We start from the raw sequence: 23992 nt of genomic DNA, 5'->3' as shown, positions 1-23992 counted from the left end.
GCCCCGGCGAGGGAATCCGATACCGGTGATCAGGAGCGAAGCGCCCGGGCGACAGCTCGGCCGAGGGCTTCTCCCACGGGGGGCGGCGAGGCGTGGCCGACCTGTCGATAGCGGGCCGTCTTCCTGCCGGTGATCTCCCAGGTCTCCGGAAAGCCCTGGAGCAGTGCGGCCTGGTCCACAGTGATCTTCACCAGGCCCTCTCTGCCGACATCCGGGGCCCAGACGAAATCCGCCCCCGGAATCTCGTCGCCCAGCGTGTGGGCGTTCACTCCCATTTTCTCCCACTTCCGCTTGGATCCGGTCGGCCCGAGGTCCGCTCCACCGCGATTCTTCGACCCGCCGACCAGGGTGGGGGCCACGCCGATCGCCTGTGCCGCCCAGCGGTCGGCGTCCTTCCACCCTCGCGAGCGCATGGACGGCGCCAGCGCCTCACCGAGGGACGTGTGGTCGGTCACGGTCGGGGACGGGGGCTGGAACGCCTGGAACCACTTCTTCCTGATCGCCACGAGGACTCCTTGCCTACGGTCCTGGGGCACCCCGAAGTCGGCGGCATTGAGGAGCAGCCAATTGAACTCGTACCCGAGGTGTTCGAGCTCCGCACGTGCGAACTCGTGGAAGTCGCGGAATCTGTCCGGGTCGACCAGCGTCGGCACGTTCTCGATGACCAACGCCCGAGGTCGTACCGCGTGGGCGAGATACACGGCGGCCCTCAGAAGTTCCTCTTCCTTGCCCGACCGGGCTCGGGCGGTCGTGGCACTGGACTTCACTCGCGGCAGCCCTGCGGACAGCAGGTCCACGTCGTAGCTCTCCGGATGCTCGCCGGGGTCGAGGTCCAGAAGGTCCGTCTGAAGCACGTTCCAGTGAGGGCGGTTGGTCCGAAGGGTCCGGCAGGCGTCTGCGTCCTCGTCGAGCAGCAGAGTCGGTTCGAAGCCGGCTCGCTCCAGTCCCAGGGCGAGCCCGCCCGCTCCGGCGCAGATATCGACGAACGTCAGCGCACTCATCGGTCCCCCCTCCTCCTTGCCGGTGCCCTTCGACGCTCCACCGCCTCGGTGATGTGCAGGACCACGTCCTCCGGCGGTTCATGCTCCCAGAAACGGAGTACTTCCCAGCCGGCTGCTGTGAGGTGTGCGGTCGTCTCCTTGTCCCGTGCCATGTTGCGGTCCAGCTTCTGCCGCCACCACTCGGCATTGGCCTTCGGCTGCGTGGCGTGCTCGGGGCAGCCGTGCCAGAAGCAGCCGTCGATCAGGACGGCCACCTTTACGGAGGTGAAGGCGACGTCGATTCGTCGTCGAGCCATGCCCGGCACGGGGAACTCGACGCGGTAGCGCAGGCCGGCCGCATGGAGCAGGCGACGGACCGCGAGCTCGGCGGCGGTGTCCTTGCTGACCTGCCTGCTCATGCGGGCCGAGACGGCGGGGGAGGACGGAACGGCTTCGGTCACACCTGCATTCTGCCGGAGGCCCGGTGCCTCACTCCGCTCCGTGGCACCCCCCATAAGCCCTCCCCGACCCGCACCAGCACTCCGCCCCCCGGGCCGGGGGCCAGGCTGTGGCTCGGCCTCGGGCTGCCAGGGTGGTGGCGTACTGGGGGAGGAGGTCCGCGTTCGAGGGGTGGGTGGATTCCGAGGCGGCGAAGGCCTCGTAGGAGGGGACCGTGGCGCGGACGATGCCGAGGTTCGGGGTGCCGGCGGCCGCGAGTTCGCGGAGGGACGCCTCGATGTCCGTCAGGTGGGCGCGGTACGTGGGGTACTCGGCCTCCAGCTCCGGGTAGGCCGCCAGGAGCTCGTCCAGTTCCGCTTCCGGCCAGTGGAGGACCGCGACCGGGAAGGGGCGGGAGAGGGCCGTGCGGTACGTGCCCAGTTCCGAGCGGAGGCGGGCGATCTCCGCCTGGAGCTCCGCCGGGTCCGAGGAGCCGAGCGACCACAGGCGCTTCGGGTCGTGGAGTTCGTCCAGTCCGACCGTGCCCGGGTGCAGGCGGTCCGCCAGGTCGTCCCAGTCGTCGTGGGGGAGCGCCAGCATCCGGCGGATCCGGTGCCGGGTGGTGATCAGGGAGCGGGTCGCGTGGGGGAGGTCCTCCTGCGCGGGCGGGGCCAGGAGGTTCGTCGCCTCCGTGAGCGTCGACTCCGCCGCTTCCAGTTCGTCGTGCGCCTCCAGCGTCTCCGCCGTGATCTCCCACGCCGCCGCGTCCGACGGCTTCGTCCGCCGGATGCCGTCGATGATGGCGCGGGCCTCGGCCTCGTGGCCGTACTCCCACAGGTTCGCCGCCTTCAGCGCCCTGATCAGGTGCGGGTTCGCGGGCTCTCCGGTGAGGAGCTCGTCGTACAGGGCCGTCGCGGCCGGGCGGTCCCCCGCCAGTTCGCGATGGGCCGCGGCCCGGAGGTACAGGGGTTCCCGGTCTCCCGGGTACTGAGCTGCCGTGCGCAGCAGACGCTCGGCTTCGGTGAGGTGGGCGGCAGGCGTGTCTGGGCGCATGCCCTCCACCGTACTGCTGTACGGGCCTGGAGAGTTGGCGCCCCAGCGCTTATCGTGCCCCGCGTGCGGGCCAGGGTGGGGCAGCGGGTGCCGGTCGTCGTCCAGACGGGAGGACGATCCCGTACGGGCGCCCGCGCGCTGTGGCTGGGCGCCGAGACCGCCGTCACCTGCGGGGTTCTCATCCTGCTTCTCGTCGTCCACCAGCTCTGGTGGACCAACCGGGAGGCCCGCGCCGAGGCCCTCGACCAGGTGCGCGTCCTGGAACGGGAGTGGGACGTCTCTCCGGTTCCCGGGTCCGTTTCCGAGATCGAGGACGAGGCGGCCGAGGTGGGTGAGGCGGAGGGGGTGCCCTCTGCCGGGTCCTCGGCAGAGCCTTCCGCGGGGGCCCCGGTCGAGGACACGTCCCGTGCCTCCGCGTCCTCCGCGCCCTCTCCTTCCGCCGCCTTCGCCGTCCTCCGGGTCCCGCGGCTCGGGCTCACCGTCCCCGTCGCCGAAGGCGTCTCCAAGCGGTCCGTCCTCGACAAGGGGTACGTCGGGCACTACCCCGGCACCGCCGGTCCCGGGCGCGTCGGGAACTTCGCCCTCGCCGGGCACCGGAACACCCACGGCGAGCCCTTCCGGTACGTCAACCGGCTCGGGGAGGGGGACCGGATCCTCGTGCGCACGCGTGCGCGTACCTATGTCTATCGGGTCGATCTCGTGCTGCCGGCCACCTCTCCCCGTGATGTCGGGGTCATCCGGGACGTGCCCCGGTCCCTGGTCAAGCCCTCTTACGGGTACGCGGAACCGGGCGCCTATCTCACCCTCACCACCTGCACCCCCGAGTTCAGCAGCGCCTACCGGCTCGTCGTCTGGGCGAAACTGGTGTCGGCCGGGTGATCACCCGTGGCCCCGGCCCAGGACGAGCGTGAGCGCCGCGCCCGTGACCGCGAGGGCCGCCGAGACGAGGAGCGCCGTGTCCGGGCCCGTCGTCACCAGCGCCAGCGTCAGGGCCACCCCGGCCGAGGAGCCGATGTAGCGGGCGGTGTTGTTGGCGCCCGAGCCCATCGCCGCCCGCTCCGGCGGTACGGAGTCGACCGCGAGGCGGGGCAGCGCCGCGTTCAGGAGGCCGCTGCCCGCGCCCGCCAGGAGGAGGCCGGGGACGAGTCGAACCCAGGGGCCTTCCAGGCCGCCGAGGAGGGCGAGGATCCCCGCCGCCGAGAGCGCGAAGCCCAGGGCCAGTTGGTGGGCGGCGGAGAGCCGGCCCGCCAGCCGGCGCGCCTGCAGCGCCGCCGCGAACGCCGTGCCCGACCAGAGCAGGAAGAGCCACGCCGAGCCCAGCGGTGTCATCCCCGCCCCGCCCTGCAGCAGCGCCGGCACCACGCTGAACAGGCCGATCACCGCCAGGCCCGTGAACAGCGCCCCCAGCGTCGACGCCAGGAACGCGGGCCGCCGCAGCAGCGCCAGGTCCACCATGGGCGCCCGGCTCCGGTGCTCGACCGCCACGAACAGCGCCGTCAGGGCGGCGGCCGCGAGCAGCAGCAGGCCCACCGGGGGCCGCAGCCAGCCGTCCCGGCCGAGCGTGAGGGCGGTGAGCAGCGCCGCCAGGGCCAGGCCGAGTGCCAGGGCCCCTGCGCCGTCCGGGCGTGACGTCACGTCCGGAGCCTTCGTCCCCTCCGTCTCCTTCGTCAGGGTCCGCGTTCCCGCCGCCGCGATCACCAGCGCCGCCGCGCCCAGCGTCCCGTACGCGAGCCGCCAGTCGGCCAGGCTCAGCGCGCCCGCGAGGAGCGGGCCCAGGGCGATGCCGGCGCTCACCGACGCGCCCCAGATCCCGGTCGCCCTGATCCGGTCCCGGCCCGCCGGGTACGCGTGGGCGAGGAGGCCCAGGCTGCCCGCCAGGACGGCCGCGCTCGCCGCGCCCTGGGCGATCCGGGCCAGGGTGAAGGCGAGCGTCGAGCCCGCGAGGGCGCCGAGCGCGGTGGTGAGGCCGAGGGCGAGGGTGCCGAGGAGGAAGACCCGGCGCCGCCCGTGCGCGTCGGCGAGGCTGCCGGCCACCAGGAGGAGGACGGCGAGGCCGAGCGGGGTGCCGTTGAGCAGCCAGGCCCGTGCCGAGGCCGGCGTCCCGAAGGCGGCGGCCATGTCGGGGAGGGTCAGCATCGGGGCCGTGTAGTTCATCAGCGCGACCGCGGTGGCCGCGGCCGTGACGGCGAGGGTGGCCCGGGGGCGGCCGGTGCCGGTGAGCGGCGTGGTGCCGACCGTGGTGGCGAGCTGGGGCATGGCGGGGACCTCCACCTGTCGGTTCGGTGAATGAACTCACCGTAGCAGGGTTGGTTCGTTCAATGAACCCGAATCGGTACGATGGGTCCCATGGCCCTCGGCAAGGACTACGCCCGACAGCAGTGCTCCATCGCCCGCGCCCTGGAGGTCGTCGGCGAACGCTGGACCCTGCTCGTCGTCCGCGACGCCTTCTACGGCGTCCGTCGCTACAACGACTTCCTCGTCCACCTCGGCATCCCCCGCGCCGTCCTCGCCGCCCGCCTCCAGGCCCTCGTCGAGGCCGGCGTCCTCGACCGGCGGCGCTACCAGGAGTCGCCCCCGCGCGACGAGTACGTGCTCACCGAACGCGGCCTCGCCCTCTGGCCCGTCCTGCGCTCGCTCGGCGCCTGGGGCCGGGCCGAGATCCCCGGAGCCGTACCGCTGCGCCACTTCCACCACGCCGACTGCGGCACCGAACTCGGCCCGTACGGCGAATGCCCCTCCTGCCGCCTCCCCGTGCCGCTCCCCGACGTCGAGATGCGGCCCGGCGCCGGGCTCGACCCCGACCCCGCCGATCCCGTCAGCCGCGCCCTCCTCCGGCCCCGCCGCCTTCTGGCCCCCCTGGAGCCGGAGTCCTCCTGAGTCGTCGGGTGCTCTCCTGGGGTGTCGGATGTCCTTCTGGGCCTTCGGACGTCCTTCTGGGTCTTCGGATGTCCTTCTGGGCTGTGGGGCGTCTTCCTGAGCCGTGGGGGGTCTTCCTGGGTCGTCGGGCGTCTTCCCGGGCCTCCGGGTGGGGCGGGGAGAAAATCCCGGGGGAGGTGGGAACTTCCCGGTCCCGCCGTGCGTCCTCCCCCTGAGACGACCGGCTGAAGACGGCCGGCTGAAGACGACCGGCGAGAGGAGGTGGCGGGATGACGATCAGGGCCCTGTTCCTGCGCATCGTCGCGCCGCTGTTCTTCCTGCTCGCCCTCGCCGACCTGCTCCTCTCCGACGGTGCAGGCCTCTCCGCCGCCGTCGCCCTCGCCGCGACCGGCGTCGTCCTCTCCCTCCTCGGCGCCCGTACGGCCCCCGCCGTGCCGCCCACCGCCGTGCGCACCGCCATCCGTGACCGCGAGCGGCGCACCGCCTTCCTGCCCCAGCGGGACCCCGACGCCGCCGGCCGTCGCAGACCCCGCGCTCCCGGCCGTCCCCTCCCGACGGCCGCGTAGGGAGCCCGTACAGCAAGCGCCTTCCGCGGATCCGTCATGCCGAATTCCCCTGCTCCCGGCACGACGAGACCCCACGGAGGGCTCCCTTGAACGTCTTCGCTTCCCTGGTCGAGCGGCTCGCCGACCTGCTCCAGCCGCTCTTCGCCACCACCGCCACGGCCGCCGCGATCGTCCTCTTCACCCTGCTCGTGCGGCTCGCGGTCCACCCGCTCTCCCGGGCCGCCGCCCGCGGTCAGAAGGCCCGCACCCGGCTCGCCCCGCAGGTCGCCGCCCTCCGGAAGAAGCACGCCAAGAACCCCGAGCGGATGCAGAAGGCGATCATGGAGCTGCACGCCCGGGAGAAGGTCTCGCCGCTCGCCGGCTGCCTGCCCAGCCTCCTCCAGGCGCCCGCGTTCTTCCTGATGTACCACCTCTTCTCCAGCGGGCGGATGGCCGGTCACAGCCTCTTCGCCGCCCCGCTCGGCGGCCACTACGCCGACGCGCTCGCCGACGGGGGCGTGTTCGGCCCGGCCGGCCTCGTCTACCTCGCGCTCTTCGCGATCGTCGGCGCCGTCGCCACGTACAACTACCTCCGGGCCAGGCGGCAGCCCGCGCCGGTCGCGGTGGAGCCCGGACAGCCGGGCGCCGGGGTGGCCGCGGGCCTGGCCCGCTATCTGCCGCTGCTCTCCTTCGCGACCCTGATCTCGGTCGCCGTCGTCCCGCTGGCCGCCGCGCTCTACATCGTCACCAGCACCACCTGGACCGCCGTCGAGCGCGCCTTCCTCTACCGGGACATGCCGCAGGCGGCCCTGGTTACTCCCGCGTAAGGGTCCAGTGTGTGAACGGGGTCTTGCAGAGTGACCCATTGTCTTGGAGGATCGACCAATCCTCCGATGGCCGCACTCCATCGGCCGGGGCACCTCAGGGTCCTTCCCGGGCCCACCTCGACCACAGGGAGAAGACCATGAAGCTGCTGCGTGTCGGCCCGCCGGGAGCCGAGCGTCCCGCCCTGCTCGACCAGGACGGAACCCTCCGCGATCTGTCCGCCCTCGTCGACGACATCGACGGCAGTCTGCTCGCCGACGCCTCCGCCCTCGACCGCATCCGGGGCGCCGCCGGCGCCGGTGTGCTGCCCGCGCTCGACGCCACCGGGCTGCGCGTCGGCCCGCCGGTCGGCCGCATCGGCAAGGTCGTGTGCATCGGGCTGAACTACCACGGGCACGCCACCGAGACCGGCCAGGCCACCCCCGCCGAGCCCGTCGTCTTCCTCAAAGCCGCCGACACCGTCGTCGGGCCGGACGACACCGTGCTCGTACCGCGCGGCTCGGTGAAGACCGACTGGGAGGTGGAGCTCGCGATCGTGATCGGCCGCACCGCCCGCTACCTGGAGACCGACGAGGAGGCCCTCGCGCACGTCGCCGGATACGCCGTCGCGCACGACGTCTCCGAGCGCGAGTTCCAGATCGAGCGCGGCGGCACCTGGGACAAGGGCAAGAACTGCGAGACCTTCAACCCGCTCGGCCCCTGGCTCGTCACCGCCGACGAGGTGCCGGACCCGCAGGACCTCGGCCTGAAACTGTGGGTCAACGGCGAGCTCAAGCAGGACGGTCACACCTCGGACCAGATCTTCCCGGTCGCGGAGGTCGTGCGGTACGTCAGCCGGTTCATGACCCTGTACCCGGGCGACATCATCAACACCGGCACGCCCGCGGGCGTCGCCATGGGCCAGCCGGAGCCCAAGCCGTACCTGCGCCCCGGCGACGTGGTGGAGCTGGAGGTCGAGGGCCTCGGCCGGCAGCGGCAGGAGCTCAAGAGCGCCTGATCCCGCGGGGGCCTGATCCCGCGGAGCCTGATCCCGCGGAGCCTGATCCCGCGGGGCCTGATCCCGCGGGGCCTGATCCCGCGGGGCGGGGGCGCCGACGCCCCCGCCGGTGGTCCGGCCCCGGGGGCCCGGTGGTCAGGCCCCGCCCGCCGCGTACGAGTCGAGCAGTCGCCCCAGCGCCTCGACGACCAGGGCGTGGTCCTCGGCCTGCGGCAGTCCCGAGACCGTGACCGAGCCGATCACGCCCGCCCCCTCGACCGCGATCGGGAACGAACCGCCGTGGGCGGCGTACCGGTCGGGGTCGAGGCGCGAGGACGCCTCGAACGTCGTCCCCTTGGCCCGGAAGCGGGCCCCGACCAGGAACGAGCTCTCGCCGTACCGCTCGACGACCCGCCGCTTGCGGTCGATCCAGGCGTCGTTGTCCGCGCTGGACCCCGGCAGCGCGCAGTGGAACAGCTGCTGCGCCCCGCGCCGGACGTCGATCGCGACGGGGGCCTTCCGCTCCCGGCCCAGGCCGACGAGGAGGGTGCCGAGCGTCCAGGCGTCCTCGTACGTGAACCGGGGGAGCGTCAGGCGGGCCTCCTGGGCCTCCAGTTCGGCGATCTCGGTCACAGCTTCACCAGGATTCCCTCGCGGGCCGACCGCCGTGCCGCCTCCAGGACGTCGAGGGCGGCGGCCGCCTCGTGCGCGGTGACCGGGTTCTCGCCGGTGCCGCGCACCGCGGCGGCGACGGCCGCGTAGTACGCCGGGTAGTCGCCGGGCAGCGACTCCACCGGGGTGCCGCCGCCGGTCGGCGGCGACTCGCCGGCGCCGATCCGGCCCCACAGCTCCTCGGGCTCGGCGCCCCAGACGCCGCCCGGCTCCGGCCGCAGCCCCTCGCGGAGGGCGGCCTCCTGCGGGTCGAGCCCGTACTTCACGAAGCCCGCGCGCTGCCCGAGCACCCGGAAGCGGGGGCCGAGCTGGGCGGTGGTGGCGCTCACGTACAGGTGGGAGCGGACCCCGTTCGCGTGGGTGAGCGCGAGGAAGGTGTCGTCGTCGGCCTCGGCGCCCGGCCGGCGCACGTCCGACTCGGCGTACACCGAGACGACCGGGCCGAAGAGGACGAGGGCCTGGTCGACGACGTGGCTGCCCAGGTCGTACAGGAGCCCGCCGATCTCCTCGGGCGCGCCCGACTCGCGCCAGCCGCCCTTGGGCCGCGGGCGCCACCGCTCGAAGCGGGACTCGAAGCGCTGGACCTCGCCGAGCGCGTCCTCGTCGAGGAGCCGGCGCAGGGTGCGGAAGTCGGCGTCCCAGCGGCGGTTCTGGAAGACCGAGAGCAGCAGGCCGCGCTCCTCGGCGAGCGCGGCGAGCGCGCGGGCCTCGGCGGCGGTCCCGGCGAGCGGCTTGTCGACGACGACCGGGAGGCCGGCCTCCAGGGCGGCCGTGGCGACGGCGACGTGCGTCTTGTTGGGGGAGGCGACGACGATCAGGTCGAGGTCGGCGGACGCCCCCCGCTCCCACAGCTCCTCGGGGCGGGCGGCGACCCGGACGCCGGGGTGGGCGGCACGGGCCTCGGCGGCCCGCTCGGGGTTGCCGGTGGTGACGGCGGCGAGGACGAGGTCCTCGGAGGCGGCGATCAGCGGGGCGTGGAAGACGGAGCCCGCGAGGCCGTAGCCGACGAGTCCGACGCGGAGCGGGGTGCGGGGGTCGGTGCCAGTCATGCGTTCCACTTAAGCAACGCTGTTGCCAAAGTGCAAGCGACCGCGACAATGGGGGAGTGAGGAAAGACCTGGTGGGAGTGAACGTGCCGGCCCTGCGCAGCCACAACGCGGCGCTCGTGCTCGACCTGCTGCGCACGGCTGGGGAGACCGGGATCAGCCGCCTGGAGCTGGCGGAGCGGACCGGGCTCACCCCGCAGGCCGTCAGCAAGATCACCGCGCGGCTCCGGGCCGAGGGGCTCGCCACGGAGGCCGGCCACCGCGCCTCGACCGGCGGCAAGCCCCGCACGGTACTGCGCCTGGTGCCCTCCGCCGCGTACGCGGTCGGCGTCCACCTCGACCGCGACGAGCTGACGACCTTCCTGGCCGACCTCGCGGGCACGGCCGTCGCCCTGCGCCGCCGCCCCGTGGACCTGGGCGCGGGGCCGGGCCCGGTCCTGGACGCGGTGACGGAGGAGGTGCGGGCGCTGCTCGCCACGGTCCCGGGGGGCGGCGGCGCGCCCGGGCCGGGCCCCGATCCCCTCCCCGGTCCCCGCCTCGGGCGCGTCCTCGGGGTCGGGGTCGCCATGCCCGGGCCGCTGGATCATCACGCCGGGGTGCCCGGCCGGGTGACCGGCTTTCCCGAGTGGGCCGGCCATCCCGTACGGGACGAGCTGGCCGCCCGCCTCGGGCTGCCCGTCGTCCTCGACAAGGACACCAACGCCGCAGCCCTCGGCCTCGCCCTGCGCCCCGCCGCCCCCGGCTCCTTCGCCTACGTCCACCTCGGCACGGGCCTCGGCGCCGGCCTCGTCCTCGGCGGCGCGCCGCTGCGCGGGGACAGGACCGGGGTGGGCGAGCTCGGCCACCAGACCGTCCAGCTCGACGGTCCGCCCTGCGGCTGCGGCGGGCGCGGCTGCCTGGAGGTCCTGTGCCTGGCGGCCGTCGCGCGCGGCGAACGCGCCGAGGCCGCGCGGATCCTGGGCGTGGGCGCGGCCAACCTCGTGCGGCTCCTCGACATCGACCAGGTCCTCCTGGGCGGCCGGGCGGTGCTGGCCGCGCCGGAGGTCTTCGCGACGGGGGTGCGGGAGGTGCTGGCCGGCCTCGACCTGGCGACCCCGGTGGGCCTCGCGACCGGACGGGACGCGGTGGCGGAGGGTGCGGCGTGGCTGACGCTGGCGCCGGTCTTCGGGAAGTGACCGGGCGCCGGCCTGGCGCCGGCCTTCGGGAGGGCTGAGCCTCGACCTTCGGGGTGCCCGCCCCCAATGTCCGATCATCGGAAAGTAGGCCGATCGGGCGGATGCGTCGGTCCTAACGGGGGTTCCCCCGGTGTCGTCGGCCCGCCCGGGTCCTCCCGCATGGCAGCGTCTCCGCCGTTCCCATGCCCTCCAGGACCTAGAGCAAAGGCACCCGTCCCATGGCCCCCGCTTTCCTGCGTCCGCGCGGCGTCCGCGTCGCCGTGACCGTGGCCGTCGCCACGGCCGCCCCGCTCGTGATCGCCGCCCCGGCCCCCGCCGCCCCCGCGCCCGATCCGCCCGCCCCCGCCTGCGGCACCCCCGACGGGGGCGGCTTCCCGCTGGACACCCGGATCCACGGGGGGCCCGACGACTACCCGGCGGGCGGCCCCTTCCAGGGCTGGAAGCTGGACCTCACCAACACCACCGACGCCCCCTGCTCGGGCGTCCACCCGGTGCTCGTCCTCACCGACCGCGACCGGGCCCTGCGCCCGGAGCAGATCCGGTTCGAGTTCTACGACGCCGGGTCGGCGCTCTGGCGCCCGGTGGTCTTCGAGTCGACCGAGGACGCCGAGAACGTGGGCGCGTTCACCGGCTTCGGCGGCTTCGCGGTGCCGGCGGGCCGGACGCTCACCGTCCCCGTGCGCCTGGCGTTCGAGGCGGGGACGGCGCCCGACGAGGTCGTCGTGAACGCGGCGGTCGTGCAGCGCCAGGGCGAGGACGGCGACTGGGTCGGCGAGTCCGGCGACTACCGCCTGACCGTGGGCCCCGCCGGACCCCGTGCCCCCACCGCGCCCGCCACGAGTCCCGCACCCGACACGACCCGCGCGCCCGATCCGTCGCCGCCGTCCTCCGGGGCGGCCCGCCCGCCCGCTCCCAGCGCGTCCGCCACCCGGAGCCCGGGGGGACCCGTCGACGAGCCGTCGGACCGCGAACTGGCCGGTACGGGACGGGAGTCGGAGGAGTACTCCCGCGTCCTCGTCCCGCTCGCCGCGGGCCTCCTCCTGCTCGGCGCGGTGCTGGTGCGGACCGCCCGGCGCCCCCGGCACCGCTGAGCCATGCTCCGTACACCTTCTCGTTCATCCCGGTCTGCGACCATCCCCGGATGAACTACCAGACCAGCCCCGGCGCCCCCGTCCGCTCCGGCATCCCCGAGCACGGCCGCGTCCCCAAGTACTACGCCGTCAAGGCGAAGATCGCCCTGATGGTCGACGAGTTGGGGGAGGGCGGGCTGCTGCCGACCGAGCGCGATCTCGCCGTCCGGTACGAGGTGTCCCGCGAGACCGTCCGGCAGGCGCTGCGCGAACTGCTCCTGGAGGGGCGGCTGCGCCGCCAGGGCCGGGGCACGGTCGTCGCCGGCCCCAAGCTGGAGCAGCCCCTCTCGCTCGCCAGCTACACGGAGGGCGTGCGCCGTCAGGGCCGTCGCCCCGGCCGCAGCCTGATCTCGCTCGACCGCTTCCCCTGCCCGGAGGCGCTCGCCCCCGAGGTCGGCGCCGAACGGGGCGAGCCCGTCTGGCACATGGAGCGCGTGCTGCTCGCCGACGACGAGCGGGTCGGCCTGGAGAGCACGTACGTCTCCGAGGCCCGCGCCCCCCGTCTGGACACCGAGTTCGACCCGGACTCCTCCTTCTACGCCTATCTGCACGACCGGCTCGGCATCTCCTTCGGCGACGCCGACGAGCGCATCGAGACCGTCCTCGCGACTCCGCGCGAGGCCCTGCTCATCGGCACGCCGCCGGCGCTGCCGATGCTGCTGCTCCACCGGGTCTCCCGGGACACCTCGGGGCGCCCCCTGGAGCGCGTCCGCACGCTCTACCGGGGGGACCGGTTCAGCTTCACCGCTCATCTGGGACGGCAGGGCTGATCACGCACTGGATAACGGAACGGTAACGGGTCTGGTCCAAGCTTGGCGGGCCGTTCACCGTCCCGTCGTCCACCCGACCCGTCCGGTCCACCCGGTCCCGCGACCGTCGACGTCATGAAGGTGATCGTCGTAGGAGCCGGCGTGGTGGGAACCATGCACGCCTGGCACGCAGTGGAACGCGGCCACGAGGTCGTACACATCGAGCGCGAGGCCGAGGCGCGCGGGGCCTCCCTCCGCAACTTCGGCCAGATCTGGGTGAGCGGACGGGCGGGCGGCGAGGAGCTCGACACCGCCCTGCGCGCCCGCGAGCTGTGGGAGGGCATCGGCGCCCGCGTCCCCGGCCTCGGCTTCCGGGCCATCGGCTCCCTCACCCCCGTACGGAACGAGCTCGAACTCGCCGTCGCCGAGGCGGCCGTGGCCCGCCCCGACGCCGCCGCCCGCGGCTACAAGCTGCTCACCGCCGACGAGGCACGCGCGATCAACCCCGCCCTGCGCGGGGCGTTCGAGGCCGCCCTGTGGTGCGAGCGGGACGCGGCCGTCGAACCGCGCCCCGCCCAGCTCGCCCTCCGCGAGGCCCTCCTCGCCACCGGCCGCTACACCTTCCTGCCGAACCGCGAAGTGCGGGACGTCGTCGGGGAGGACGCGGTCCGGGACGACCGGGGCGAGACCCACACCGGCGACGCCGTCGTCCTGTGCACGGGCGCCTGGCTCTCCGGCCTCGTCCGCGAGGTCGCCGGCGAGATACCGGTCCGCCGGGTCCGGCTCCAGATGATGCAGACCGCGCCCCTCGGCGAGCCGCTCACCACCTCCGTCGCCGACGCCGACTCCTTCCGCTACTACCCGGCCTATGCGTCCCCCGCCCTCGACGCCCTCGACGAGGGCCAGGCGCAGGACCCGACCGCCGCCGCCCACAAGATGCAGCTGCTCATGGTGCAGCGGCTCGACGGCGGACTGACCATCGGCGACACCCACGAGTACGAGCACCCCTTCGCCTTCGACACCCTCGAAGACCCCTACGAGCACCTCACCCGCGTCGTCGAGTCCTTCCTCGGCCGCCCGCTGCCGGCGATCCGGCGCCGCTGGGCCGGGGTGTACGCGCAGTGCGTCGACACCAGCCGGGTCGTGCACCGCCAGCGGGTCCGCGACGGCGTCTGGCTCGTGACCGGACCCGGCGGCCGCGGCATGACCTGCTCGCCCGCCATCGCCGAGACGACCGCGAACGAACTGGGCTGGTGAACACCGTGAAGAAGCACAACCTCGTCGTCCTGGACATGGCCGGCACCACCGTCGCCGACGGCGGCCTCGTCGAGCAGGCCTTCACGGCCGCCGCCGCACGCCTCGGCGAAGACCCCGCCACGATGATCGACTACGTCCGCGCCACCATGGGCGAGTCCAAGATCTCCGTCTTCCGCCACCTCTTCGGCGGCGACGAGACCCGCGCCCAGGAGGCCAACCTCGCCTTCGAGGCCGCGTACGGAGAGCTCGTCACCGACGGCCTCATCGCCCCGGTCCCCGGCGCGGCCGACGCGATCGCCCAGCTGAAGGACCAGGGGCGGACGGTCGTCCTCACCACCGGCTTCGCCCGCGTCACCCAGGACGCCATCCTCGACGCCCTCGGCTGGCGGGACCTCGTCGAGCTGACCCTCTGCCCGGCCGACGCCGGCGGCCGGGGCCGCCCGTACCCGGACATGGTCCTCGCCGCCCTCCTCCGCACCGGCGCCGTCGACGACGTCCGGCAGGTCGTCGTCGCCGGCGACACCTCGTACGACATGCTCAGCGGCATCCGCTCCGGCGCGGGGATCGTCGCGGGCGTCCTGACGGGCGCGCACGACGAGGCCGCGCTCAAGGAGCACGGCGCCACGCACGTCCTCGCCTCGGTCGCGGAACTCCCCTCCCTGACAGGGGCGTACGAGGCATGACCAGCGGCATCCGCTTCGACGGCGTCACCGTCGCCTACGGCGGCAACACCGTCCTCGACTCCCTCGACCTCACCGTCGAGCCCGGCGAGGTCATGGCCCTCCTCGGGCCCTCCGGCTCCGGCAAGACGACCGCGCTGCGGGCCGTCGCCGGATTCGTCCGGCCGGCCTCCGGGCGGGTGCTCATCGGTGACCGCGACGTCACCGCGCTCCCGCCGTACCGGCGGGGCATCGGCATGGTCGTCCAGCAGTACGCCCTCTTCCCCCACCTCAGGGTGGACGCCAACGTCGCCTTCGGCCTGAAGGCCCAGAAGGCGCCCAAGGGCGAGATCCCGGGACGGGTCGCCGAAGCGCTGGAGATGACCGGCATGGCGGCCTACGCCCGGCGCTACCCCCGCGAGCTCTCCGGCGGCCAGCAGCAGCGCGTCGCCATCGCCCGCGCCCTCGCCATCCGCCCCCGGGTCCTCCTCCTCGACGAACCGCTGTCGGCGCTCGACGCCCAGCTGCGCTCCGGGATGCTGGCCGAACTGGCCCGGCTCCACCGCGAGCTGCCGGACGTCTCGATCCTGTACGTCACCCACGACCAGGTCGAGGCGCTGACCCTCGCCGACCGGATCGCCGTCATGGACAGGGCCAGGCTCCGGGACTGCGGCACCCCGCAGGACCTGTACCGGCGTCCCCGTACGGAGTTCACGGCGTCGTTCGTGGGCAACGCGAACCTGCTGCCGGTGACGGTGGGGGCGAAGGGGGTCGCCTTCGAGGGCGTCACCCTCGACGTCCCGATCTCCGACGCGCTCCCGGGAGCGGGTGCCACCCTCTGCGTCCGCCCCCACCTCGTCGGTCTCGGCCCCGGGCCCAACGCCCTGAGCGGCCGGATCACCGAGGTCCAGTGGCGGGGGTCCACGCACCGGCTGTACGTCGAGGTGGGCGGGCACCGGGTGAAGGCGGACGTGCGGGAGCTGCGGGAGACGCCTCCGCTGGGGGCCGAGGTGACGGTGCACTTCGCCCCGGACGACGCGGTGCTGCTGGCCGCGGGGGTCGGCGATGGCTGAAGGTCTCGTCGAACGGCGGCCCGCACCGGGGGCCGTGCCCACCCCCTCCCTGACTCCTTCCGGGAGGGACCCCCACGCCCCGGCGGGGCCCGTGCCCACGACGGCCCCCGTCTGGCTCTGGGCCCTGCCCCCCGTCGCCGTCCTCGCGCTCGTCTTCCTCTACCCCCTCGCCCTCGTCGTCCAGGAGTCCCTCGCCCCCGGCGCGTACGCCGGGGTGTTCGCCTCCGCGTCCTTCCGCGACGCCCTCGTCACCACCGTGTGGCTGGCCGTCGCCGCCACCGTCGGCTGTCTGGTCCTCGGGTTCGCGCTCGCGCTCGTGATCGCGTTCGTGCCCTTTCCCGGCGGGAAGGCGGTGTCGAAGTCCATCGACGTCTTCCTCTCCTTCCCGTCCTTCCTGATCACGCTCGCCCTGCTGTTCCTCTACGGCACGGTCGGCATGGCCAACGGGATCTGGACGGACGTCACCGGCGCCCCGGAGGGGCCCTTCCGGTTCCTCACCACCCCGTGGGGCGTCCTCCTCGCCGAGATCACGTACTTCACGCCGTTCGTGATGCGCCCGCTCCTCGCCGCGTTCTCGCAGACGGAGACCGCCCAGCTGGAGGTGGCGTCCTCGCTCGGCGCCCGGCCGCTGCGGATCGTCCGGCAGGTGATCCTCCCCGAGGCGCTGCCCGCGCTCGCCGCCGGCGGCAGCCTCGTCCTCGTCATGTGCCTCAACGAGTTCGGGATCGTCCTCTTCACCGGCGCCAAGGGCGTCACGACCCTCCCGATGCTCGTCTACTCCAAGGCGATCCTCGAATCCGACTACGCCGCCGCCTGCGTCGTCGCCGTCGTCAACGTCGCCCTCTCCGTCGGCCTGTACGTCCTCTACCGGGGGGTGAGCCGCCGTGCTGGTGCATAGCCGTACGGGCAGGTGGACGGCCTGGGCCCTGTTCGCCGTCCTGTTCGTCCCGCTCTTCGCCCTGCCCCTCCTCGTCATCCTCGCCGCCTCGTTCTCCACGCACTGGTCCGGCGCCTTCCCCTCCGGGCCCACCACCGCCCACTACACGGCGGCCGTGCGCGGGGAGTCCCTCCAGGCGCTCACCACCAGCCTGGTCACCGCCGTCACCGCGAGCGTGGTCGCGCTGACCGTCGGCACCTGGGCCGCGCTCGCCGCGGCCGCCCTGGGGAAGAGGGGCAGGAGGGTCCTCGACGCCCTGTTCATGCTGCCGGTCGCCGTGCCGTCCGTGGTCGTCGGCCTCGCCGTCCTCGTCGCCTTCTCGCAGCCGCCGCTGCTCCTCAACGGCACCCGCTGGATCGTGGTCCTCGCGCACACCGTCCTCGTCACGGCCTTCGCCCACCAGTCGGTCTCGGCCGCCCTCCGGCGCCTGGACCCGATGTACGAGCAGGCGGCGGCCAGCCTCGGCGCCCGCCCCTCGTACGTCCTGCTCCGGGTGAGGCTCCCGCTCCTGCTGCCGTCCCTGACCGCGGCCGCCGGGCTCTGCTTCGCCCTGTCCATGGGGGAGCTGAGCGCCACGATGATGCTCTACCCACCGGACTGGACGCCGCTGCCGGTGCTCATCTTCACCGCCACGGACCGCGGCTCCCTCTTCACCGGCTCGGCGCTCGCCGTGGTCCTCATGGCCGCGACGCTCCTCGTGCTCCTCGCCGTCTCCCGCATCCGCACCAAAGCCTCGTACCGCTGAGTCCTCCAGGAGAGAACAACGTCATGCTTACGTACGCCAAGCCGGTCGCCGCCGTCACCGGCGCCCTCGTCCTCGCCGCCGCCCTCACCGCCTGCGGCGGCTCCTCCGACGCCTCCGCCGAGAAGGTCGTCACCGTCTACAGCGCCGACGGCCTCAAGGGCGAGGCGGGAGACGGCTGGTACGACAAGGTCTTCGCCGACTTCGAGAAGCAGACCGGCATCAAGGTGAAGTACGTCGAGGGCGGCTCCGGCGAGATGGTGCAGCGCGCCCTCCGCGAGAAGAGCAACACCCAGGCCGACGTCCTCGTCACCCTGCCGCCCTTCATCCAGCAGGCCGGCTCCAAGGGCCTGCTCCAGTCGTACGAGCCGAAGGGCGCCGATCAGGTCGACGGCGGCGACAAGTCCGGCGACGGCACCTGGACCTCCGTCGTGAACAACTACTTCGGCTTCGTCCACAACAAGAAGGAGCTGCCCCGGGCCCCCAGGACCTGGGAGGAGCTGCTCGACGCGAAGTACAAGGACAAGCTCCAGTACTCCACCCCCGGCGTCGCGGGCGACGGCACCGCCGTCCTCATCAAGGCGATGCACGACTTCGGCGGCAAGGAGCCTGCGATGGAGTACCTGAAGAAGCTCCAGGCCAACAACGTCGGCCCCTCCTCCTCCACCTCCAAGCTGGCCCCCAAGGTGGACAAGGGCGAACTCCTCGTCGCCAACGGCGACGTCCAGATGAACTTCGCCCAGGCCAAGACCATGCCGAACCTCGGCCTCTGGTTCCCGGCCAGGGGCGGCGGCAAGCCCACCACCTTCGCCCTGCCGTACGCCGCCGGCCTGGTGAACGAGGCGCCGCACACCGAGAACGGCAAGAAGCTCCTCGACTTCATGCTGAGCGAGGGCGCCCAGCGGCAGGTCAGCGCGATCGGCGGCGGCTTCCCGGCCCGCAAGGACGTCAAGGGCACCGACGCCAACGCCATCGAGCTGGCCGGGCTGATGGAGGGCGTCGAGGTCTTCGAGCCGGACTGGGCCGACATCGACAAGAACCTCACGGCGTACGTCGACGCGTGGAAGTCCGCGACCGGAAGCTGATCGGCCGCCGATCCGCAGCCAAGAGTTCACCGAACGGCTCTGGAAAGCCTCCGAACATCGCGGAAAGATAACAGGTACGGACCAACGCCCCTGAGTGATCAGGGGCGTTGGCGCGTCCCGACACCCCTTCCACGGAGGACTCCGACATGCCGATCACCGGCATCTCCGCCCCGCTCTCCCGCCGCACCGTGCTCGCCGCCGGTGCCGCCGCGGCCGTCGCCGCCACCGGGCTCGCCACCGCCCCCGCCGCCCGGGCCGCCACCGCCGCCCCGACGCTCCCGAACGGCACCAGCCAGGACAAGGTGCTCGTCGTCGGCATGGACGGACTGCGGTACGACCGGATCGACGCCGCCCAGGCCCCCACCCTCAAGTCCCTGATGGCGAACGGCACCTACGGCCGCTCCCTGCTCTACGCCAACCCGATGGCCGCGACCTCCTCCGGCCCCGGCTGGTCGACGATCTCCACCGGCGTCTGGCCCGACAAGCACGGCGTGAAGGACAACACCTTCACCGGCCGCGACTACGGCCGTTACCCCGGCTTCCTCGCCCGCCTGAACCAGGTCCGCCCCGAGCTCTCGCTCTTCGCCGCCGTCGACTGGCCCGAGCTCGACACGTACGGCACGGTCACTCCCGGCGCCGACGCCAAGCTCGTCTACGACAACGACTACGCGGTCAACGACCTCACGATCACCGACATCACCGAGGACGTCCTCCGCGACCAGAACCCCGACGTCCTCTTCGTCTACTTCGGCGAGACCGACGAGATCGGCCACACCTACGGCGCCGCCAGCACCAAGTACACCGACGCCATCGACGTCCAGGACGGCTACCTCGGCCGGCTCCTCGCCGCGATCAAGGCACGGCCGACCTACGCCACCGAGCGCTGGACCGTCATCGTCGCCACCGACCACGGCCACACCGACGCCGGCGGCCACGGCGGCTCCACCATCGAGGAGCGCCGCACCTTCGTCCTCGCCCAGGGCCCCGGCATCGCCGCCGGCGCCCGGCCCATCGACACCCGGCTCGTGGACGTCGCCGCCACCGTCTTCCAGCAGCTCGGCATCGTCCCCGACCCGGCCTGGGGCCTCGACGGCAAGCCGATCCAGCAGCGCTCCACCGACCCCTTCGACACCCTCCACCCGTCCCTCTCCGGCCGTGTCGACGAGACCGGCATCCCCGCCGGGATCCTCGGCTTCACCCACACCGCGCCCAGCGGCTGGTCCGTCGTCAACAGCGCCATGGGCACCGGCGGCATGACCGAGTGGCGCGGCTGGTCCTTCGCCACCGACGAGTTCTGGTCCCGCGCCCAGCGCGACCAGTCCCGCGAGCTCAACGTCCGCGCCCGCGGCGTCTTCGCCGTCGCCGACTCCGACGAGTGGGCCGACAAGCCCTTCTCCGGTACGTACGACTCGACCCTGGTCACCCCGGCGTACGGCGTCTCCGGCGCGACGGCCGTGAGGCTCGACTTCACGACGCTCTACCGCCAGGAGGGCGGCCAGAGCGCCCAGGTCCTCGCGAGCTTCAACGGCGGCACCCCCACGCTCGTCAAGAGCTACACCGCCGACGTCATCTCGCAGCCCCAGTCCCTCACGGTCGCCGTCCCCGCCGGCGCCTCCAGCGTGAGCTTCCGCTTCCGGTACACGGGATCCAACAACTGGTACTGGACGATCGACGGGGTCAGGATCAGCACATCCTGATTACGCTGGGGGGCGTCGCCACAGCGCTGTCGCGGCGCCCCCAGCACACCGCACGTCCCGTGCGTGCATCTGTACGGCAGGAGTCCCGCACCCATGGCAGAGCGCAAGCCGATCGAATCCTGGCTGACCGACATGGACGGCGTCCTCATCCACGAGGGCGTGCCGATCCCCGGCGCCGACGCGTTCATCAAGAAGCTGCGGGAGACCGGGAAGCCGTTCCTGGTCCTCACCAACAACTCGATCTACACGGCCCGCGACCTGCACGCCCGCCTCGCCCGCATGGGGCTCGAAGTCCCCGTCGAGAACATCTGGACCTCGGCCCTCGCCACCGCCGAGTTCCTCGACGACCAGCGCCCCGGCGGCACCGCGTACGTCATCGGCGAGGCCGGCCTCACCACCGCGCTGCACGACATCGGCTACGTCCTCACCGACCACGACCCGGACTACGTGGTGCTCGGCGAGACCCGCACGTACTCCTTCGAGGCGATGACCAAGGCCGTCCGCCTCATCAACGCCGGCGCCCGCTTCATCTGCACCAACCCCGACGAGACCGGCCCCTCCCTGGAGGGCCCGCTCCCGGCCACCGGCTCCGTCGCCGCCCTCATCACGAAGGCCACCGGCAAGGAGCCGTACTTCGCGGGCAAGCCCAACCCGCTCATGATGCGCACCGGCCTCAACGCGATCGGCGCCCACTCCGAGTCCAGCGCGATGATCGGCGACCGGATGGACACCGACATCCTGGCCGGCCTGGAGGCGGGCATGCAGACCTTCCTGGTCCTGACCGGTCTGACGACCCAGGCGGAGATCGACCGCTTCCCGTTCCGCCCCTCGAAGGTCGTGAAGTCGATCGCGGACCTGGTCGACCGCGTGTAAGGGGCTCCGGGACCTCCCCTGCGGATGCGAGAAGCGCCGATCCGGGTGACCCTGCCAGTATCAGGAGGTCACGATGCGTTCAGCTCCCATTGCTCTCCGTGCCGCAGGGGCGGCCCTGGTGCTCGTCCTGGCACCGGCGGCCGGTGGCGCGTACGCCCACGACGGGGTGAAGGCCACCGTCACCCCGTCCACCGCCTCGCCCGGCGCCGACGTCGACGTCCGCGTCCAGGGCTGCAAGGGCACGACCGGGGCCGCCACGTCCCCGGCGTTCGTCGCCGACGCGGAGCTCGTCGGCCGGGACGGCGGGGGCGGCCCGCTGTTCGGCGACACCATGATCCGCTCCGGCCTGGAGGACGGCACGTACGAGGTCTCCGTGACCTGCGACGGGCACGGCCACCCGGACGCCGGCACCGTGCAGGTCCGGCACCACCGGGAGCCGACCCACCGGCCGACGCATCACGCAACCCCGATCGCGCCCGTCCGCGCCGGCGGGGGAGGCACCGCCGCCTTCGCCGCGCCCGCGGCCCCCGGCGTCGCCCAGACCACCTCCGAGAGCGGCCTCGGCACCCCGTACACCCTGCTCGGCCTCGGCATGGCGGCGATCGCCGCCGTCGCGGTCGCCTTCCGCAGCTCCCGCCGCGGCGCCGGCGGCGACGGCGAGTGACCGTGCCGTCCGGCACCCGCCCGACGGGCACCGGGCGCTTCGTCACCGGCCTGGCCTGGGCGGTCCTGCTGTCCGGGCTCTGGCTCTGGGGCCGCGACGCCACCGAGGGCCCCGGCGGCAGCTCCGCGCCGACCACCGGCGACATCGCCGCCGTCGGCCGCCCCCTCGGCGTCGCGCTGCCCCCGGCCCACGCCCCGCTCCCGCCCCTCGAACCCCGGCGGGTCGAGATCCCCTCCCTGGGCATCGCCGCGCCCGTCGTGGCGCGCGGCCTGGACGACACGGGCGCCATCGACCCGCCGCCCTTCGAGATGCCCCACACGGTGGGCTGGTACGGCTCCGGCACCCGTCCGGGCGCGGCCGGCGCGGCCCTCCTCGTCGGCCACGTCGACACCGAGACCCGCCCCGCCGTCTTCTACGGCCTGAGCGCGGTCCGCCCCGGCGCGAAGGTCCGCGTCACCCGGACGGACGGATCGGTCGCCGAGTTCACCGTGGACGACGTCCAGGTCCTCCCGCGCGAGGACTTCGACCCCGCCGAGGCCTACGGCGTCCACGAGCCCCACCGCGCCGAGCTGCGCCTGATCACCTGCGGCGGCACCTTCGACCGGGCGACGGGGACGTACACGGCGAACGTGGTGGTCTCGGCGTACCTGACGGGGACGGGCGCCTGAGCCCGTCCTCCCGCACCCGCCCGAGAAAGACCGAGGCCCCCTCACCGATGGTGAGGGGGCCTCGACTCTGCGTGCGCCGCCAGGGACTCGAACCCCGGACCCGCTGATTAAGAGTCAGCTGCTCTAACCAACTGAGCTAGCGGCGCCTGCTGACAGAGAGAACTCTACCTGACGCGAGGGCGTGCTCCTGACCAATACCGACCGCCTCCGGCCTGTCGGATGGTCGTATCGGGCCTTCGATCCGTCAAAATGCGATTTGTCCAGACAGTTGAGACACTGACGCCCGAAACGAGGGTCCAGAAGATCTTGACGAGTGTGGAGGGGAATCGCATGAGCGTGCCGGTCTTCGAGGAGATCGAACCCGCGGCCGACTGCGGCTGCCCGGGCTGCGCCCGGCAGCGGCGCGACCTCGCCCTGGGCCTGCCCGTCCGGGCGGGCGGCCACCCCGCGGCACACGGCGCCCGCCGCGCGCTGGTCCTGGTGACGGCGGCGGGCGTGGTCCTGGGCGGAGGCGGGACCGGGACGGCGACGGCCCTCGCCGGCCCGCCGGGCCCGCTCACCCCGGCGGACACACCGGGCGGCCGGGCGGGAACGGGGCGGGCGGAAGCGGGTCCGGCGGAAGCGCGCCGGGCGGAAACGGACCCGGCGGAGGCGGGCCCCGCGGTCCTGCACGAGCAGGTGACGACCCGGGCCGCCGGCTCGGCCGGATCCGCCGGCGTCCCCCACACCCCCTGGCCGGGGCCCGAAGCCTCCTGGCCGGGGCCCGAGACCCCGCAGGGCGGGCGGGGGCCCCTGCACGGCGCGCCGGGGCCCGGAGCGGACCCGACCCCGATCTCCACCCCGACGACCAGTCAGGTCTCGACGGAGACGCTGCGGCGGACCACCCGCACGGAGATCGTCAACCGGGCCAAGACGTGGGTCGCCGCACAAGTCCCGTACTCCATGGAGAAGTACTGGTCGGACGGGTACCGGCAGGACTGCTCCGGCTACATCTCCATGGCCTGGAACCTGCGCAGCAACGAGTGGACCGGCAGCCTCGACCGCTTCGCCGAGCGGATCGACCGCGCCGAGCTCCAGCCCGGCGACGTCCTGCTCTTCCACAACCCGGCCAACCCGACCCGCGGCTCGCACGTCACGATCTTCGGCGGCTGGACGGACTACACCCACACCTCCTACGTCGCCTACGAGCAGACGAAGCCGCACACGCGGAAGCTGGCGACGCCCATGGCGTACTGGGAGAACTCCGACCGGTACGTGGCCTACCGCTACAAGGGCGTGATCAGCGGCAGCACGGGCGGCGGGGCGGAATCCACGGCGGCGACGCCCTTCCCGGGGGCGGGGAGGTTCGGCCCGGGCGCGAACAACGCGTACGTCACCCGGCTCGGACAGCTCCTCGTCGAGCGCGGCGGCAGGAAGTTCTACAGCCAGGGCCCCGGCCCGAAGTGGGGGGAGGCGGACCGGAGGGCGACCCAGGCGTTCCAGCTCGCGCAGGGCTGGAGGGGCGCGGAGGCGGACGGGCTGCCCGGGCCGCACACGTGGCGGCTCCTGGTGACCGGCGGGGGCAAGGACATCGGCGGTTCGAGTGGTTCGAGCGGTCCGAGCGCGAATGCGACGGGGTTTCCCGGGCGTGGCTACTTCCGTCCGGGCCAATCCAACGCATATGTGGAGAAGCTGGGCAAACAACTGGTGAAGCGGGGCTTCGGCAAGCACTACCTGTCGGGACCCGGTCCGCGCTGGACGGAGGCGGACCGCCGCAACGTCGAGGCGTTCCAGCGGGCACAGGGCTGGCGCGGCGGAGCGGCCGACGGCTACCCGGGCCCGGAGACCTGGCGGCGTTTGTTCCGATGACCCCGAGAGCATGAGGTGGACCC

At 73.5% G+C, this 23992-nt stretch carries 25 protein-coding genes and 1 tRNA gene; 19 read left to right on the top strand and 7 right to left on the bottom strand.

The annotated features are described in order from the left end of the window. Positions 1–29: 29 nt before the first annotated feature. The 3 genes from ACFYUZ_RS29490 to ACFYUZ_RS29480 all read right to left on the bottom strand — a co-directional run bounded on the left by ACFYUZ_RS29490 (position 30) and on the right by ACFYUZ_RS29480 (position 2471). Entirely contained in the window at positions 30–1001 is a 972-nt protein-coding gene (locus ACFYUZ_RS29490; RefSeq protein WP_389314291.1) for a DNA cytosine methyltransferase, read from the bottom strand. Next, on the bottom strand, positions 998–1399 hold the full coding sequence (locus tag ACFYUZ_RS29485) for a very short patch repair endonuclease (RefSeq protein ID WP_389314508.1): 402 nt from the start codon (positions 1397–1399) through the stop codon (positions 998–1000). Before ACFYUZ_RS29485 ends, ACFYUZ_RS29490 begins: the two co-directional genes overlap by 4 nt. A 70-nt stretch (positions 1400–1469) precedes the next feature. Then, positions 1470–2471: a hypothetical protein gene (locus ACFYUZ_RS29480; RefSeq protein WP_389314289.1), complete on the bottom strand. Its 1002-nt coding sequence runs from the start codon at positions 2469–2471 to the stop codon at positions 1470–1472. Positions 2472–2534: 63 nt separating this feature from the next. Here ACFYUZ_RS29480 and ACFYUZ_RS29475 point away from each other — a divergent pair, with 63 nt between their 5' ends. Then, a complete protein-coding gene (locus ACFYUZ_RS29475) occupies positions 2535–3350 on the top strand; it encodes a class E sortase (RefSeq protein ID WP_389314287.1) in 816 nt (271 codons plus the stop codon). On the opposite strand, the gene ACFYUZ_RS29470 is transcribed toward ACFYUZ_RS29475, so the two are convergent. Beyond that, positions 3351–4727 carry an MFS transporter gene (locus ACFYUZ_RS29470; RefSeq protein WP_389314285.1) on the bottom strand — a complete coding sequence of 459 codons (1377 nt, stop codon included), beginning with the start codon at positions 4725–4727 and terminating at the stop codon, positions 3351–3353. Between the two features lie 90 nt (positions 4728–4817). Here ACFYUZ_RS29470 and ACFYUZ_RS29465 point away from each other — a divergent pair, with 90 nt between their 5' ends. The 4 genes from ACFYUZ_RS29465 to ACFYUZ_RS29450 all read left to right on the top strand — a co-directional run bounded on the left by ACFYUZ_RS29465 (position 4818) and on the right by ACFYUZ_RS29450 (position 7715). After that, positions 4818–5348, top strand: a complete 531-nt coding sequence (locus ACFYUZ_RS29465) for a winged helix-turn-helix transcriptional regulator (protein ID WP_389314283.1) — start codon at positions 4818–4820, stop codon at positions 5346–5348. Between the two features lie 269 nt (positions 5349–5617). Continuing rightward, entirely contained in the window at positions 5618–5914 is a 297-nt protein-coding gene (locus ACFYUZ_RS29460; RefSeq protein ID WP_389314281.1) for a DUF6412 domain-containing protein, read from the top strand. An 86-nt stretch (positions 5915–6000) separates the two neighbouring features. After that, positions 6001–6720, top strand: coding sequence for a YidC/Oxa1 family membrane protein insertase (locus tag ACFYUZ_RS29455; RefSeq protein ID WP_389314279.1), 720 nt, complete (start codon positions 6001–6003; stop codon positions 6718–6720). A 137-nt stretch (positions 6721–6857) separates the two neighbouring features. Next, complete coding sequence (locus tag ACFYUZ_RS29450; protein WP_389314277.1) at positions 6858–7715, top strand: fumarylacetoacetate hydrolase family protein; 858 nt, start codon at positions 6858–6860, stop codon at positions 7713–7715. 135 nt (positions 7716–7850) lie between these two features. On the opposite strand, the gene ACFYUZ_RS29445 is transcribed toward ACFYUZ_RS29450, so the two are convergent. Continuing rightward, the gene (locus ACFYUZ_RS29445; RefSeq protein WP_389314275.1) at positions 7851–8327 is read right to left on the bottom strand and encodes a heme-degrading domain-containing protein; all 477 of its coding nucleotides are present in this window, start codon (positions 8325–8327) and stop codon (positions 7851–7853) included. After that, positions 8324–9415: a Gfo/Idh/MocA family oxidoreductase gene (locus ACFYUZ_RS29440; RefSeq protein WP_389314274.1), complete on the bottom strand. Its 1092-nt coding sequence runs from the start codon at positions 9413–9415 to the stop codon at positions 8324–8326. Before ACFYUZ_RS29440 ends, ACFYUZ_RS29445 begins: the two co-directional genes overlap by 4 nt. 77 nt (positions 9416–9492) lie before the next feature. On the opposite strand from ACFYUZ_RS29440, the gene ACFYUZ_RS29435 reads away from it, so the two are divergent. The 13 genes from ACFYUZ_RS29435 (at position 9493) to ACFYUZ_RS29375 (ending at position 22121) form a co-directional block, all read left to right on the top strand. Beyond that, positions 9493–10587 carry an ROK family protein gene (locus tag ACFYUZ_RS29435; protein WP_389314506.1) on the top strand — a complete coding sequence of 365 codons (1095 nt, stop codon included), beginning with the start codon at positions 9493–9495 and terminating at the stop codon, positions 10585–10587. Positions 10588–10805: 218 nt separating this feature from the next. Then, positions 10806–11678 carry a hypothetical protein gene (locus ACFYUZ_RS29430; protein ID WP_389314272.1) on the top strand — a complete coding sequence of 291 codons (873 nt, stop codon included), beginning with the start codon at positions 10806–10808 and terminating at the stop codon, positions 11676–11678. Positions 11679–11728: 50 nt separating this feature from the next. Then, the gene (locus tag ACFYUZ_RS29425) at positions 11729–12487 is read left to right on the top strand and encodes a GntR family transcriptional regulator (protein ID WP_389314270.1); all 759 of its coding nucleotides are present in this window, start codon (positions 11729–11731) and stop codon (positions 12485–12487) included. A gap of 114 nt (positions 12488–12601) precedes the next feature. Next, on the top strand, positions 12602–13723 hold the full coding sequence (locus ACFYUZ_RS29420) for a TIGR03364 family FAD-dependent oxidoreductase (protein ID WP_389314268.1): 1122 nt from the start codon (positions 12602–12604) through the stop codon (positions 13721–13723). Positions 13724–13728: 5 nt separating this feature from the next. Next, on the top strand, positions 13729–14406 hold the full coding sequence (locus ACFYUZ_RS29415) for a phosphonatase-like hydrolase (RefSeq protein WP_389314266.1): 678 nt from the start codon (positions 13729–13731) through the stop codon (positions 14404–14406). Beyond that, on the top strand, positions 14403–15455 hold the full coding sequence (locus tag ACFYUZ_RS29410) for an ABC transporter ATP-binding protein (protein ID WP_389314264.1): 1053 nt from the start codon (positions 14403–14405) through the stop codon (positions 15453–15455). Before ACFYUZ_RS29415 ends, ACFYUZ_RS29410 begins: the two co-directional genes overlap by 4 nt. Beyond that, positions 15448–16353 (top strand): 2-aminoethylphosphonate ABC transporter permease subunit, encoded by a 906-nt coding sequence (locus tag ACFYUZ_RS29405; protein ID WP_389314262.1) that lies wholly within the window; start codon positions 15448–15450, stop codon positions 16351–16353. The genes ACFYUZ_RS29410 and ACFYUZ_RS29405 overlap by 8 nt, the downstream gene beginning before the upstream one ends. After that, the gene (locus ACFYUZ_RS29400) at positions 16340–17137 is read left to right on the top strand and encodes an ABC transporter permease (RefSeq protein ID WP_389314260.1); all 798 of its coding nucleotides are present in this window, start codon (positions 16340–16342) and stop codon (positions 17135–17137) included. The genes ACFYUZ_RS29405 and ACFYUZ_RS29400 overlap by 14 nt, the downstream gene beginning before the upstream one ends. Positions 17138–17160: 23 nt before the next feature. Further along, positions 17161–18219 (top strand): 2-aminoethylphosphonate ABC transporter substrate-binding protein, encoded by a 1059-nt coding sequence (locus ACFYUZ_RS29395; protein WP_389314258.1) that lies wholly within the window; start codon positions 17161–17163, stop codon positions 18217–18219. Positions 18220–18365: 146 nt separating this feature from the next. Beyond that, positions 18366–19916, top strand: coding sequence for an alkaline phosphatase family protein (locus ACFYUZ_RS29390; protein WP_389314256.1), 1551 nt, complete (start codon positions 18366–18368; stop codon positions 19914–19916). Positions 19917–20009: 93 nt separating this feature from the next. Further along, entirely contained in the window at positions 20010–20789 is a 780-nt protein-coding gene (locus ACFYUZ_RS29385) for an HAD-IIA family hydrolase (RefSeq protein ID WP_389314254.1), read from the top strand. Between the two features lie 73 nt (positions 20790–20862). Next, positions 20863–21453, top strand: a complete 591-nt coding sequence (locus ACFYUZ_RS29380) for a hypothetical protein (RefSeq protein ID WP_389314252.1) — start codon at positions 20863–20865, stop codon at positions 21451–21453. Then, a complete protein-coding gene (locus tag ACFYUZ_RS29375; RefSeq protein WP_389314250.1) occupies positions 21450–22121 on the top strand; it encodes a class F sortase in 672 nt (223 codons plus the stop codon). The genes ACFYUZ_RS29380 and ACFYUZ_RS29375 overlap by 4 nt, the downstream gene beginning before the upstream one ends. 72 nt (positions 22122–22193) lie before the next feature. Here the strand turns inward: ACFYUZ_RS29375 and ACFYUZ_RS29370 are convergent. Further along, positions 22194–22267, bottom strand: a tRNA-Lys gene (locus tag ACFYUZ_RS29370). Between the two features lie 184 nt (positions 22268–22451). Between ACFYUZ_RS29370 and ACFYUZ_RS29365 the strand changes: the two genes are divergently transcribed. Further along, entirely contained in the window at positions 22452–23969 is a 1518-nt protein-coding gene (locus ACFYUZ_RS29365; protein ID WP_389314248.1) for a peptidoglycan-binding protein, read from the top strand. The last annotated feature ends 23 nt before the right edge of the window (positions 23970–23992 follow it).

This window comes from Streptomyces sp. NPDC004266, assembly GCF_042874095.1.
GTDB lineage: Bacteria > Actinomycetota > Actinomycetes > Streptomycetales > Streptomycetaceae > Streptomyces.
This window is presented reverse-complemented; position numbering and strand designations above follow the sequence as displayed.